Origin of the sequence: uncultured Roseibium sp. (assembly GCF_947499295.1) — a bacterium.
GTDB lineage: Bacteria > Pseudomonadota > Alphaproteobacteria > Rhizobiales > Stappiaceae > Roseibium.
In genome coordinates, this window is the sequence record NZ_CANMNP010000003.1 from 115881 (window position 1) to 130245 (window position 14365).

10 protein-coding genes are annotated in these 14365 nt (G+C 54.8%); 6 read left to right on the forward strand and 4 right to left on the reverse strand.

The annotated features are described in order from the left end of the window. Nucleotides 1-41: 41 nt before the first annotated feature. Both Q0835_RS07090 and Q0835_RS07095 read right to left on the reverse strand, forming a co-directional pair. On the reverse strand, nucleotides 42-1058 hold the full coding sequence (locus tag Q0835_RS07090; RefSeq protein WP_298819331.1) for a sugar ABC transporter substrate-binding protein: 1017 nt from the start codon (nucleotides 1056-1058) through the stop codon (nucleotides 42-44). Nucleotides 1059-1081: 23 nt separating this feature from the next. After that, nucleotides 1082-2404, reverse strand: a complete 1323-nt coding sequence (locus Q0835_RS07095; protein ID WP_298819333.1) for an ROK family transcriptional regulator — start codon at nucleotides 2402-2404, stop codon at nucleotides 1082-1084. Nucleotides 2405-2753: 349 nt separating this feature from the next. Here Q0835_RS07095 and ade point away from each other — a divergent pair, with 349 nt between their 5' ends. Next, nucleotides 2754-4475 carry an adenine deaminase gene (ade, locus tag Q0835_RS07100; RefSeq protein WP_298959734.1) on the forward strand — a complete coding sequence of 574 codons (1722 nt, stop codon included), beginning with the start codon at nucleotides 2754-2756 and terminating at the stop codon, nucleotides 4473-4475. 10 nt (nucleotides 4476-4485) lie between these two features. On the opposite strand, the gene Q0835_RS07105 is transcribed toward ade, so the two are convergent. Further along, nucleotides 4486-5028 carry a hypothetical protein gene (locus Q0835_RS07105; protein WP_298959737.1) on the reverse strand — a complete coding sequence of 181 codons (543 nt, stop codon included), beginning with the start codon at nucleotides 5026-5028 and terminating at the stop codon, nucleotides 4486-4488. Between the two features lie 82 nt (nucleotides 5029-5110). Here Q0835_RS07105 and Q0835_RS07110 point away from each other — a divergent pair, with 82 nt between their 5' ends. Both Q0835_RS07110 and Q0835_RS07115 read left to right on the forward strand, forming a co-directional pair. Next, entirely contained in the window at nucleotides 5111-6268 is a 1158-nt protein-coding gene (locus tag Q0835_RS07110; protein WP_298819338.1) for an AAA family ATPase, read from the forward strand. Nucleotides 6269-6572: 304 nt separating this feature from the next. Continuing rightward, a complete protein-coding gene (locus Q0835_RS07115) occupies nucleotides 6573-8243 on the forward strand; it encodes a long-chain fatty acid--CoA ligase (protein ID WP_298960169.1) in 1671 nt (556 codons plus the stop codon). Between the two features lie 37 nt (nucleotides 8244-8280). On the opposite strand, the gene Q0835_RS07120 is transcribed toward Q0835_RS07115, so the two are convergent. After that, a complete protein-coding gene (locus Q0835_RS07120; protein ID WP_298959740.1) occupies nucleotides 8281-9282 on the reverse strand; it encodes a DMT family transporter in 1002 nt (333 codons plus the stop codon). A 188-nt stretch (nucleotides 9283-9470) separates the two neighbouring features. Between Q0835_RS07120 and Q0835_RS07125 the strand changes: the two genes are divergently transcribed. The 3 genes from Q0835_RS07125 to sbmA all read left to right on the forward strand — a co-directional run bounded on the left by Q0835_RS07125 (nucleotide 9471) and on the right by sbmA (nucleotide 14150). Next, a complete protein-coding gene (locus tag Q0835_RS07125; protein WP_298959743.1) occupies nucleotides 9471-10061 on the forward strand; it encodes a VOC family protein in 591 nt (196 codons plus the stop codon). Nucleotides 10062-10344: 283 nt separating this feature from the next. After that, nucleotides 10345-12642: a xanthine dehydrogenase family protein molybdopterin-binding subunit gene (locus tag Q0835_RS07130; protein WP_298959746.1), complete on the forward strand. Its 2298-nt coding sequence runs from the start codon at nucleotides 10345-10347 to the stop codon at nucleotides 12640-12642. Between the two features lie 248 nt (nucleotides 12643-12890). Then, nucleotides 12891-14150: a peptide antibiotic transporter SbmA gene (sbmA, locus tag Q0835_RS07135; RefSeq protein ID WP_298819346.1), complete on the forward strand. Its 1260-nt coding sequence runs from the start codon at nucleotides 12891-12893 to the stop codon at nucleotides 14148-14150. Nucleotides 14151-14365 lie beyond the last annotated feature (215 nt).

Below are 14365 nucleotides of genomic sequence, written 5' to 3' on the forward strand. Positions count from 1 at the left end.
CAAGGCTGCCCATGCCCCTTCCGAATTCGTGTCTTGAGACCTTAGCCCCAGCAGAGCTCAGTGCCCTTGGTAGTGTCGATCGACTCAACACCATCTGCCGGTTTGTCAGTGACAAGGGCAACGCCGGTGTCGAAGAAGTCCTTGCCCGGGGTCGGCTCAGGTTTCGCACCGCTGTCGGCCCAGGTCTTGATGGCCTCAATACCAAGCGAGGCCATCAGCAGCGGGTATTGCTGGGACGTCGCACCGATAACGCCTTCCTTGACGTTCTGAACGCCCGGGCACCCGCCATCGACGGAAACGATCAAGACGTCATTCTCGCGCCCGATGGCCTTCAGGGCTTCATATGCACCAGCGGCTGCAGGCTCGTTGATCGTGTAGACAACGTTGATCATCGGGTCCTTCGCGAGAAGGTTTTCCATGGCCTTGCGACCGCCTTCCTCGTTACCCGCGGTCACGTCATTGCCAACGATGCGCGGGTCTGTCTCGTCGCCCCACTTGTTCGGATCGCCAAGATCGATGCCGAAACCCTGCAGGAAGCCCTGGTCACGCAGCACGCCGACGGTCGGCTGGCTGATGCCAAGATCGAGCATGCCGATCTTGGCATTGGCTGCATCGTCGCCCAAAGCGGCAGCAGCCCATTTCCCGATCAGCTCACCGGCAAGGAAGTTGTCGGTCGCAAAAGTCGCGTCCGCCGCGTCGATCGGAGACAGAGGCGTGTCGAGAGCAATCACCAATAGACCGTTGTCGCGAGCCTGCTGGACGGCCGGCACAATGGAAGATGTGTCTGAGGCGGTCAAGAGAATGCCTTTTGCGCCATCTGCGATACAGGTTTCAATGGCGGCAACCTGGGTCTCGTGGTCACCGTCAACCTTGCCGGCGAAGGACTTGAGTTCGATGCCAAGCTCTTCCGCCTTAGCTGTCGCGCCTTCCTTCATTTTCACGAAAAACGGGTTGGTATCAGTCTTTGTGATCAGGCAGGCTGTGATGTCTGCGGCGACTGCCGGTGTGGCAGCCATGGCGGCGAGAACGGAACCTGTAGCAAGTAGTTTGCGGATCATTTGGTTTTCCTCCCTGGCCTATTTCATGTCGGACGATTGGGTGTGGCCAGATGTGACCCCAACCGTGCTGCCCTTGCCGGAAAACTGGCTCTTTCTTCCGAGCTGCCACTTCCAGCGGGTCCGGTGTCTTTCCCGCCGGTCAGGATCGTTGCCCTTGGCGAGAAATTAAAGAATTGCGGCAAACTGGCGGCGCCGATAGCGCCTGCGTCATGCCTGAAACTACCGATCAAAATTTGTGGTGACTGCCGTTTTTCCGGAGCTGCGTCTTCGACGGCCTTTTGCAGTGCTTCCTGGAACATTTCGGGGAATGGTCCACCCAGATCACCGTCGATCACGACCAGCGGCGCGTCGAGAAGGGCATAGGCTGAACGCAGAGCCAGCGCGAGTGCCGAGACGCAATCCGCCATCCATTCCTGGAATTTGATGTCATTGTCGGTCACTGCCGCCTGCAGATCCGATCTGTTCAGACTGGCAAAGTCGCCTGGAGACATGTGGCGGGCAAAAGCGACAAGAGACGCCCGCGTCAACAAGAGATCCCACTCCGTCCGTGACTTTGGCGCCGTATCCAGCGTGCTTGGAGGAACCGGCATCATGGCAACATCGCCGGCATTGCCGGAAACTCCGCGGACTACGTCACCTTTCAGGATCAGTCCTCCACCGATTGCAGGGCCCAGGAACATGTAGAGAAAATCGTCGTTCTGGCGGCCGACACCATAAAAGAGTTCCGCAACCGCAGCGGCAGTGCCGTCGTTTTCGCTGAAAACGGGCATGTTCGAAACCTCTTCAAGCGCTTCGGCGAGATCGAATGCTTCCCATTTCTTGAAGTCGGCTTCCGGCAACCCAAGCTCATGAAGCCAAGCGCCGAGATTGAAAGGCTGAGCAAGTCCAATACCCGTAATGCGAGCTTGCTCCTCTTCACTGAGCTGCGCTTTCAGGCTTTTCAGGTCCTCAGTCAGGATCTGGACTGTGACCTCGGGGGAGGGCAGGATCCTGTCGTGAACACGGCGATCGATGATTTCGCCAGCGAAATCCATCAAAACGGTTTCCATATTGGTTCTGTCCAGGCGGACACCGAAGGAATACGCTCCACCCGAAGCCAGGCGCAGAATGGTTGCCGGTTGTCCACGGCTGCCGTCATGACGCTTGCCGGCTTCGATGATCAAGCCTTCTTCGATCAGGTTCTGGATGATAGCGCCAATGGCTGCGTTGGTCAGCTGAACGGCCCTTGCCAGCTCGGCTTTCGAAGCCTCTCCGGCACGACGCAGGATCTGCAACACGATACGCTCGTTGTATCTGCGCAATTGTGCGGAATTGGAACCACGGCCACTTTTGCGGGTGTCCACCACCTTCCTCGCTCCTCCTCCGGCCACCTTCTGCGGGTGGTTCATAATAATTTATTTTGATGAAATTATTTGTCTGAACGACCTTCCTGTCAATTGGAATTCTCTGCTGCAACGCATGTGTTTTGTGTTGTGCTGCGGTAACCGACTGTCACGCATGAAGAATGTTCACCTGAAGGAATGATAGGCCAAGGTGACTTTAGGTTACTTTTTTGGGTTCCGCCTCTCAGTGGATAATATTTGACGATTTAAATAGGGTCTCGGCCAATTTCCGGGGCAGGGCAGAAACGAAGCCATTGTTGCGTCCCGCAAGTTGCGTATTGTCGGAAAACGATAAGAATCGGAGAAATGACCAATGCCGGTAACCCACGATGAAGCCTTCCTTGCGCGAGCGATTGCAGCAGGTGCAGGAGACGAGCCAGCTGATCTGGTTGTGAAAGACTGCACTCTTTTCAGTGTCATCGACGGCAGCAGCGTGAAGACCGATATCGCGATCGTTGGTGACCGAATTGTCGGCACACACGGGAGCTACTCCGGCAAGGCGACTGTGGACGGGCAGGGGCTGACCGCGGTGCCTGGTTTCATCGACACACACCTTCATGTCGAAAGCTCTCTGGTCACGCCATTTGAATTCGATCGCTGTGTGCTTCCGCACGGTGTGACGACGGCAATTTGTGACCCGCATGAGATTGCCAATGTGCTCGGTATTGAGGGCATTCGATACTTTCTGGACAGTTCCCTCCAGACCGTTATGGATCTCAAGGTCAACCTGTCTTCTTGCGTCCCGGCAACCGCGTTTGAAACCGCAGGGGCGAAACTGGAAATCGAAGACCTGATGCCGTTCAAAGACCATCCGAGTGTCATTGGCCTCGCTGAATTCATGAACTTTCCGGGCGTGCTGGGCAGAGATCCCAACGTCCTGGCAAAACTTGCGGCATTCCAGGATGGACACATAGACGGCCATGCACCTTTGGTCGCCGGTTATGCTCTCAATGGATATCTGGCGGCCGGAATTCGGACGGATCATGAGGCCACGACGGCTGAAGAAGCGCTTGAGAAGCTCGCCAAGGGCATGACGATACTGATCCGGGAAGGGTCGGTCTCCAAGGACCTTGAAGCGCTGGCACCCATCCTGACCTCAGATGTTTCTGCCTTTGTCGCGCTTTGCACCGATGATCGAAACCCGTTGGATATTGCGGAAGAGGGCCATCTGGACAGCATGATCCGGCGTCTGATCGCGAAAGGTATCCGGCCGGTGGATGTTTACCGGGCAGCAAGCTGGTCGGCAGCCAATGCTTTTGGCCTCAAGGACCGGGGAGTAATCGCACCTGGGAAGCGGGCGGACATTGCGCTCTTGAGCAATTTTGAAGACTGCCGGGTGGCCCAGGTAATCAGCAGCGGCACTACCGTCGGGAATGACAGTTTTGAGAAAAGGACCATCGTGCCGCCGGTCGGACTCGACAGTGTCAGGGTTTCACCGGTCGATGCAGCAAAGTTCGACATTCCCGCCCGAAACAGCGAGGCTGATGTCATTGGCGTGGTGCCTGGAAAGATCATCACCGAACATCTGAAACGGACCCTGCCGGTTACCGGTGGCAAGACACTTGCTGACCTCAATCAGGACGTGCTCAAGGTCGCCGTTGTTGAGCGCCACAAAGGAACCGGCAATATCGGTCTCGGCTTCGTCAACGGGTTCGGGATGAAACAGGGCGCCATTGCTTCTTCTGTTGGGCACGACAGCCACAACATCTGTGTCGTAGGTGCTGACGAACAGGCGATGGCGCATGCGGTCAACAGAGTGATCGTCATGAAGGGCGGATTTGCTGTTGCGGACCGCGAGGGTGTGAAGGCAGAGCTTGCCCTGCCGCTGGCGGGATTGATGAGCCTGGAGCCCTTTGAGACTGTCCGCGGGGATCTGGAAATTTTGCGCGCGGCGGCCAAAGACCTCGGATGCACACTTGAAGAGCCCTTTCTCCAAGTCGCTTTTCTGCCTTTGCCTGTCATTCCGCACCTCAAGATCACGGATTTTGGCATATTTGACGTCAACAAATTCGAGTTGGTTGATCAGGGGGCATGACGAGAACCAGTCAGTAGCGACGAAGCCTCTTTCTAAGGCGTGCCCATTTTAGCAAAGGACGGACCGCGAGGACGGCTATGATCAAGCCTGCAAACAGAGACCAGAGCAAAGCTTTCCCATCGACCGCAATCTTGTCCATGTTGCGGTAGGTATAGGTGATCTGCGGGTTGAATGGCAGATAGGTTACCAGCAGCTCGCCGGTGTGCTCACGGTGTATGTCCTGAGGTTTCATTGTGAAGCTGAAGACCTGAGTTGTAGAGTTCGCAAGTTCAGCTTCGACGACAACAGTAGCACTGTCCCACGGGCCGGTGTGGGCCTTACCATTTTCGGCGCTCTGTTCTGATTGGGCAGTCGAATCTTCGATTTTCCCGGTATCTTCTGAGATACTCAAGATGGTTCCTGAAACGGTTTCCCCAAAGCCGTCCAGCACCCAATATTTCAATCCGGTATGAAAATGAACGAGGATCGAAATCAGGACGGCAGCTGCTGCAATGGAAAGGATGGCCAAATGCTGGGCATATCTGTCTTCGGCAGCTTCTTTTGGATTGAACATGGTTTCGAGTTTCTGATTTTGTCTTCGCAACGGGAATACACTTTATAGTAGTAGATATTCACATAGCAGGATCTTGGTGCCAATGATTCTCACACTGGCGGTCTCCGGATATCGCTCCCTGCGGGACATTGTTCTGCCGCTGGATCAGATCACGCTGATCACCGGCCCGAACGGCAGCGGGAAATCCAGCTTGTATCGTTCCATCCGGTTGTTGGCAGAAGTCGCCCAGGGCCAGGCAATTGCCTCGCTTGCTGCCGAGGGCGGCTTGAACTCGACACTTTGGGCAGGCCCGGAAGCATTTTCGCGTGCGATGAAACGGGGAGAAGCCCCTGTTCAGGGGACCGTCCGCAAGAATGTGGTTAGTCTGAAGCTCGGATTTGCCGATGAAGACTATGGCTATGCGATTGATCTTGGATTGCCTGCGGACGCGGGCAGGTCGCTGTTTTCGATGGATCCTGAAATAAAGGCAGAAGCCCTGTGGGCCGGCGAGGCGTTGTCCCGTTCCAATGAAATTGCGGGGCGAAACGGACCGACAGCGCGTGTTTTGAATGCTCAAGGACAAAGGGTTCCGGTTTTTCAGAACCTTGCCCGTTTCGACAGCATGATGACCCATGCCGCTGACCCCAAGGATGGGCTTGAATTGCTGGTAATGCGTGAACGCATGCGGGCCTGGCGGTTCTACGATCACTTGCGCACCGACCGCGAAGCACCTGCAAGATTTCCAAGGATCGGCACCAGGACACCAGTGCTCAGCGCGGACGGATCTGATCTTGCTGCAGCCTTGCAGACTGTCCAGGAAATTGGCGATGAACGTGAACTCGCGGATGCGATAGACGATGCGTTTCCTGGAGCTTCTGTAGAGGTCGCCGTCAATGATGGATACTTTGAGCTGCTTATGCAGCAAAAAGGCCTGCTAAGGCCGCTGAAATCGAGTGAATTGTCGGACGGGACGCTGCGTTATTTGTTGTTGACCGCCGCTCTCCTGTCACCTCGACCAGCGCCTTTGATTGTGCTGAACGAGCCGGAGACAAGTCTCCATCCTGCGCTCCTGGAACCACTGGGCAGGCTGGTTGCCAGGGCTGCAGAAAAAACCCAGGTTATCGTGGTGTCGCATGCAGCCGAACTTGTTGACACCCTTGCATCTCAACGAGGGTGTCTTCGTTATGAATTGCGCAAGGAACTGGGTGAGACGGTTGTGGACGAGGTGGACACACCCAAATGGAATTGGCCAAAGAGATAATGGTCCATGATTTGATGATTGTGAATTAAGTTTTTGAATTTCTTTTACTATTGCCATATTTGGGGGGCGCATTACCTAAGACTAATGCCTCGTGCCTGCGAAAAAAATGAAAGGGTGTCGTTACGTCGCGAGTTGACGTGAACGGAAGGTTGCGTCATGTCAGAAGAGCCCCTTAGAGGCGGCGCTGAGCTGACTGACGGAGCTGAATGGGAAAAGAGATCTTCGCGAGAGCCCTGCTTTCATGAAGGTTTTGGGAAACGGCCTGGATGTACAGCAGCGCGACAAGAATGCGTTGGAGAACGTTATGACGACTGCGGAGGAGTGGAACGAGGCGTTTACGCCCCGTCCGGTACACGAATATCTTGAAACCACAGTTGCCGAATTCGGGTCTCGGCCAGCTGCCGATTTCATGGGCAAGGTCTGGACCTATGCCGAGCTGGGCGAGCTTGTCGACGAAACCGCCGCGGGCCTTCAGGCCATGGGCGTCGGTCCTGGTGTGCATGTTGGGCTGTGCCTTCCAAATACGCCGTTCTATACAGTTTTCTATTTTGCGATCATGAAGATCGGTGCAACGGTCGCCAACTTCAATCCACTCTATGTGGAGCGTGAAATCGCTTTCCAGGCCCGCGATGCGGATGTACGCATCATGGTGACGATGGATCTGAAAATCATCTACGACAAGGTGGAGGATGTCCGGAAGGAGAAGATCCTCGACAAGATTATCGTTTGCCCGATGTCCTTTTGCCTGCCGACGGTCAAGAAGGTGCTTTTCAGCCTTTTCAAACGCAGGGAATTGGCTGACATCCCGAATGATGAGGCGCATATCCGCTTTGAGGATCTGCTTGCAAAGGGACAAAAGCCGAAACCCGTCAATATCGATCCGGCAGAGGCCATCGCTGTCCTTCAATATACCGGTGGCACGACAGGTGTGCCAAAGGGCGCGATGCTGACGCACAAGAACCTGTCTGCAAATATCGAACAGATGCGATGCGTCTTTGAAAAGGCGCGGGCAGGTGAAGAGAAGATGCTTTGCGTTCTTCCCTTCTTTCACGTGTTCGCCATGACGGTTGCGCAAAATCTGTCGATCATTCTCGGTGCCGAAATGGTGCTTCAGCCAAGGTTTGAGCTGAAGTCGCTTCTGAAGGCGATTAAGCGCAAGAAAGTGACGCTCTTCCCGGGAGTTCCAACGATCTATACGGCGATCAACAATTCGCCTCTCACCGAAAATTATGACCTCTCCAGTATTAATCTGTGCCTTTCCGGCGGTGCACCGCTTCCGGTCGAGGTGAAGGAAAGTTTTGAAAAACTGACCGGATGCATCCTGGTAGAGGGTTACGGGCTTACAGAGAGCTCACCTGTTGCTGCCGTCAATCCACTGGATGAGAACAGGCGCGCAGGCTCCATAGGGCGCCTGGTGCCTGGTACCTCGTCCAGGTTCGTCAGCATTGAAGACCGCCAGACCGAGGTTGCTGAAGGCGAGAAAGGCGAATTGCTCCTTCACGGTCCCCAGGTGATGAAGGGTTACTGGAAGCGTCAGGACGCCACCGACGAAGCCATCACGCCGGAAGGGTATCTTCATACCGGCGACGTCGGATATCAGGACGAGGACGGCTTTATTTATCTTGTTGATCGGATCAAGGACCTGATCCTGTGTTCCGGTTACAATGTCTATCCCCGTGTCATCGAGGAAGCGATCTACCAGCATGAAGCGGTAGACGAGACCATCGTCATCGCGATCCCCGATGAGTATCGCGGCCAGTCGCCGAAGGCTTTCATCAAACTGAAGGATGGCTTCTCATTGAGCGCGGAAGACGTCAAAACCTTCCTCAAGGATCATCTTTCTTCTATCGAAATGCCAAGGGAATTCGAGTTCCGGGATGAATTGCCGAAAACCATGGTGGGCAAATTGTCGAAGAAGGAGCTGGTTGAAGAAGAGGCTCGGAAACGCTCTGACACACAGGCAAAAAGCGCCTGACGTCAGAGCGCTGTGACTCTTTGTTCAAGTTGTGGTTTCAGTTTGAATACCCGCGCCCATCCGAGGCGCGGGCGAGTTCCTTGCCTCTCCGGGCTTCACGGTGAACGGTGTAAATGGATGCGGCGATGATGATGCCCGCACCGATCAGCGTTTCGGTGCTCGGCCATTGGCTGAAAACAACAGCACCAAAAATGGTGGCATAAAGAAGTCTCGTGTAGTCCAGAGAGGCAATGGCGGTGGCTTCGCCAGCCTTGAACGCCTTGATATTGGCGAGTTGGGCTGCCCAGGAAATGACGCCGATCACGATGAGGATGAGCCACTGTTTCGCGGACGGCGGCTGCCAGGTCAGTACTGCCGGTATACTCATGATCAGTCCGACGCCCAGGGCCTGGTAGGTCAGAATCGTGACCGGTGCGTCAGTCCGGGTCAGGATGCGAACAACGATCATCACCATGCTCGCACCGGCTGCGCCGGCGATAGCGAGTGCAGCATAGGGATCGACAAGTGTGTCACCTCCCGGTCGCAGCATCAGCAGAACACCCAGAAATCCGATGATGGTTGCCCCCCAGCGATGCAGTCCGACGGTCTCCCCAAGCAGCCAGATCGCGAAGATCGTGACGAAAAACGTTTTGGAGAAACTGATCGCCGTCGCGTCGGCCAGAGGCAATTCGATTATCGCGGTGAAACCGCAAAGCATTGCGGTTGAAGCAAAAAGGATACGGGTCAGTTGCAGCCAGGGCCGCTGCGTTGCCAGTGAATTCGGCAATCCGGTCAGGATAGTCGGGGCCACAATGGCCAACATGACGAGCTGCCGAACCAAAAGGATTTGGAAGACACTGAGCTCCTGACCAACGAATTTGATCAGTGTGACCATGATGGAGAACAGAAAAGCCGCCAACAGAATCCAAAGTGCTCCGATCGTGTTTGAAGGCAGCCCCTCGGTCAGCTTGGCCAGCCTGGCTGCCAGTCTGTTTGTCGTGCCGGAGCGCGGCTGCCCTGCACCCTTGTCGGGCGCCGGGTCTTCTGGGGACTTATTCATATCTGGTCCTGAGCCGCATCTGCCTCAAATGGCAATAGGATGGGAGCAAGGTGCTCCAAGACGATGGGCAATTGGTTTTGTTTGCAGCAAGACTAACCAGATTTCGCCAGAAGAAAAGGCACAGGTTTGAATTCGCGGTTCAGGAGAGGGTATCTTTAGAATTCGCGAATTGGATAGGGGAGGATAACTTGCGCAAGATTCAGACACAGGGCGTGCATCACATCACGCTTGTCGGAGCGGACAGACAAACCTCCATCGACTTCTGGGAAGGTTTGCTCGGGATGCCATTTGTCTTTGAGCAACCCAATCTCGATGACCCCAATCAGAGCCATCTCTATTTCGATCCGGGTGACGGGCGCTTGATCACCATTTTTACGAACGAAGATCGAAAGCCTGATGCAGAACCCGCGCCGCAAGCAATCGGCTGTGTGCACCATCTGGCGCTTGACGTGTCTCAGGCAACATTCAGGCAGATTGCGGACAGGCTGGACTTGCGCGGAATTTCCCATAGCGGCCCGAAAGACCGGGGTTTCATGGATTCAATTTATTTTCGCGATCCGCTAGGGTTGTTGATCGAATTGGCCAGCTACCGGTTTCAACCACCTGCTGGAGTTTCCATGGGAGAAGTGATGCTCGAGGCTCACAAGCTCCGTGTTGCGCAGGGAGACTACAACATCCAGGAAAGTCATCTAGCCGACGCAATCGAGAACCTAACACGTGAAACACGCAGAAGCCTTTCTGAAGACCGGAGCGCCAAAAATCCTTACGAGAGCTCATGATCCGGTTTAAGGGCAGGTCACACGCCGACTGTTGTTTTGCCCGCATTGTTGACGGAAGCCAAAAGCTTGGTGCAAACTGCCGGAAGTAGAGCGGTCCAAAAAGGCCACTCAGAGTAGTTTTGACTAAGTCGTATTTGCAGCGCAACCAATTGGACAATAGGCTCGTGGACTGACTGTCCCTCTGGCATCTGCTGGTCGCGGGCACTATGTTCCAAGAAACAGCCACCTTCGCTGCGCGGCAAATTCTCAGGGAAGTTCTTCCCAAAAATACAGGTCCAAATTCATGAACCAGATGGTCACTCCGAAATTCGGTGTCGGCGCTCCATTGCGTCGGAAAGAAGACGAACCGCTGATCACAGGCAAGGGGATCTACACAGGCGACTATATGCCGGACGGCTGTCTTCATGGTGTTGTCGTTCGTTCAGCGATGGCTCACGCCAAGATCAAGGTCGAGAACGCTGATGACATCCGCGAGATGGACGGTGTGCATATGGTTCTCACCGGCGCGGACGTTGCGGGAAAGTCTTTGTTGACGGCTGCTCACATCAAGCAGCTGGATGGGACGCACTACGAAGCGCCACCTCAACCGCTTTTGTGTGAAGACACCGTTCGTTTCGTCGGCGATGCCATTGCGTTCATCGTCGCGGATGATTTGAACCTTGCCAAAAGCGCTGCAGAGATGCTCGAAATCGACTACGAACCGCTCGATGTGGTCATTGGTATTGAAAATGCGTTGGACCCGGATGCGGCAAAGGTCTGGCCAGAGCTGGGAACGAATGTCTCTTTCACGCTCGGACATGGGGACCAGGCCAAAACACAAGAAGCCTTCTCCAAAGCCCACAAGACCGTGTCGATTGAAGTGGTCAACAACCGGATTGTCGTCAACTACATGGAGCTGCGTGGCTGTGTCGCTGAATACGATACGCCGGGCAGACGTTTCAAACTGACGCTCGGCACCCAAGGTGGTCACGGAGTGCGCGATATTCTCTGCAGCACGCTCGGACTTGAGGCTAGCGAGATCCAGGTGATTACGCCTGAAGTCGGCGGCGGTTTCGGGACCAAGGCCTTCTGTTATCGCGAATACCCGCTGGCGATGATTGCTGCCAGGTCTCTAGAACGGCCGGTGCGGTGGGCAGGTGAGCGAATGGAGCATTTTGTGACCGACGCGCATGGCAGGGACAACCTGACCCATGCCGAGCTCGCGCTTGACGAGAACAACCGTATCCTTGGCCTTAATGTGCATGTGAAAGCTGCCATGGGCGCCTATCTGAACCAGTTCGGTCCGTTCATCCCCTATCTAGGTGCCTCAATGGCATCCGGGCTTTATGACATCCCAGCTGTTTTTGCGAAAATCGATGGTGTCTATATGCACACGGTGCCGACCGATGCCTATCGGGGTGCAGGACGCCCGGAAGCTGCTTATGTGCTTGAGCGCCTGATCGACAAGGCGGGCGAGGAAACAGGCCTTGGCCCGATCGAATTCCGGAAGCTCAATTTCATCCGGGCAGATCAGCTGCCTTATACAACTCAGACCGGCCGTCTTTATGACACCGGAGACTTTGCCGGCCATCTTGATAAAGCACTTGAAGTGGCGGATTGGGACGGTTTCAAAGCACGCCAGGCTGAAAGCGCTCAATCCGGCAAATACCGTGGTATCGGCATCTGTTCCTACGTTGAGGCTTGTGCCTTCGCTGGCAGCGAGGAAGCCACTCTGGAACTTGATGACAAGGGAAGCCTGACACTCCTGATTGGGACACAAACCAACGGTCAGGGCCACGACACGGCGTACAGCCAGGTTGTTGCCGAACAGTTCGGTGTCAGCATCGAGGATGTCACTCTGATCCAGGGCGATACAGACCGTGTGCGCAAGGGCGGTGGAACCGGTGGTTCCCGGTCCATTCCGATTGGGTTGCCGTCAGTGCGCGATGCCAGCGTCTCGCTGGTCAAAAAGGTCAAGGAGCTGGCTGCTGACAAACTTGAGGCCGGCATAGAAGATCTTGAACTTGAGAGCGGTGTGGTGCGCGTTGTCGGGACGGATCAGCAGGTAACTCTCGCTGAGATCGCTGCAAGCACCGGTGAGACCCTTTCCGCTCGGGAAGAGGTTGCGCAGTCGGAAAACACCTATCCGAACGGCACTCATATCTGCGAGCTTGAGGTCGATCCGGAAACCGGTGACATCACCGTCGCGAACTATGTCATCGTTGACGATTTCGGTGTGACCGTGAACCCATTGCTGCTGACGGGTCAGGTGCATGGCGGTGTGGTCTCGGCCATTAGCCAAGCCCTGTGCGAACACACGGTTTATGACGAAGAAGGACAACTGCTGACCGCTTCACTGCTGGACTATCAGTTGATCCGGGCTGCGGATCTGCCGGACATTCACTTTGAAACGCGCAACATTCCTTCCACCACGAATGCCATGGGGATCAAGGGCGCGGGCGAGGCCGGAACAATCGGTGGCCTGGCTGCGGTCATGAACGCCATTCAGGTGGCCCTGAAAGACGGGGCGGGCGTTGAAGAGGTTTTCGATATGCCCGCGACGCCGCTCCGGGTCTGGGACGCAATCCAGGCGGCCCGGTAAAGTTGAGTTTCGTTTGTGAGAAGAGGCATCCAAAAGATGCCTCTTTTTTTGTGCAAGCCACAACAGCGCCACACAGGAAATTGAGCGTTATTGTGTCTCCAGGGACTGCGGCAGGGCGCTGCGGTATCTATAATTGTGTGAATAGTGTTATTCAGCTTCTTGCTTGATTTCGTCGTTACCAAGCACAGTTTGACTATCCGGCGGCTCCGATCGTCACTCATTGAATTCGAACAGTCAGGAATTTACTTGTGTTTCAATCCTTCTTTCCGAAACCAAAACTGTTTTTCCTGTCTGCCGCGATATGGTCGCTTGCTGCGGTAATTGTCTGGTACGGCTTTGCCAGTGACCTTGGCCCAAGCCTGGGTCTTGGAGCGGCACCTGAAGGACCACCCCCGATTGATCTCAGATTCTTTGTGACGCCCGACTTCTTGTGGTTCTACATCTACTACGCCGTTTGCACGGTGCTTTTCGGCGGTTTCTGGTGGTATTTCGAGCGCGATCACAGATGGCATGTATGGTCCGTCTGGGGCTCTTCGCTGATCATTTTCATCACCTATTTCTCGGTCCAGGTTTCGGTGGCGATCAACAATTGGCGGCGGCCCTTCGGGGATACGCTGCAAAATGCGCTGGAGGGCGACAAGGGTGTTGTTGCCGCCGATTTTTACATGCTTATGCTGATGTTCGCGCAGATTGCAGGGTTGTCGATGGCCCTGTTTGTGATGAACAGGTTTTTCGTCAGCCACTATATCTTCCGCTGGCGAACCGCGATGAACGACTATTACGTCGCAAAGTGGGGCAATGTCCGCCACATTGAGGGCGCTTCACAGCGTATTCAGGAAGACACGATGCGCTTTGCCTCGATCATGGAAGGCCTGGGTGTTTCCATGATCGATGCCGTCATGACGCTGATTGCGTTCCTTCCTGTCCTTTTCAGCTTGTCGACTTACGTCAGCACTTTGCCTATCGTCGGCGAGATCCCTGCGCCTCTCTTCACTGCCGCCATTTTGTGGTCTTTGTTCGGAACTGTTCTGCTTGCTGTGGTCGGGATCAAGCTGCCCGGGCTAGAGTTTCACAACCAAAGGGTTGAAGCCGCGTACCGGAAAGAACTGGTCTATGGTGAGGATCATGAGCACAGGGCTCAACCGCCAACCCTCACCGAGCTGTTCAGCAATGTGAGGAAAAACTACTTCCGTCTCTATTTTCACTACCTTTATTTCAACCTGGCGCGTGGGTTCTATCTGCAGGCCGACAACATGTTCACCTATTTCATTCTGGTGCCGACGATTGTCGCCGGCACGATCACGTACGGTATCGTCCAGCAGATTCTGACCGCGTTTGGCCAGGTCTCGAATTCCTTCCAGTATCTGGTGAATTCCTGGTCCACGATTATCGAACTGCTGTCCATCTACAAACGACTCAAAGGCTTTGAAGTGTCCATCGCCGAACGCGAAACGATGCCGCCTGAAGAACTCGCGAGACTGTTGTCGGAAAAAGAGGCAAAGCTTTAGGCTGCGAACACCCAAATTATTTTTTCAGGTGTCAGTCAGGTCCAGATTTGCGACGAAGGGCTTCAGAACCATGTTTTTTCATGGTTCAAAGGCCGTGACACTGCAGATCAAAGACTGATTGGCAGAGGCCATTTCGAAAGTTCCGGCGATTAGAGACAAAGTTGCCGGACTGTTTTTGATCCTGTTTGCCACAATGAGGTGGGAACAGGTCGTCC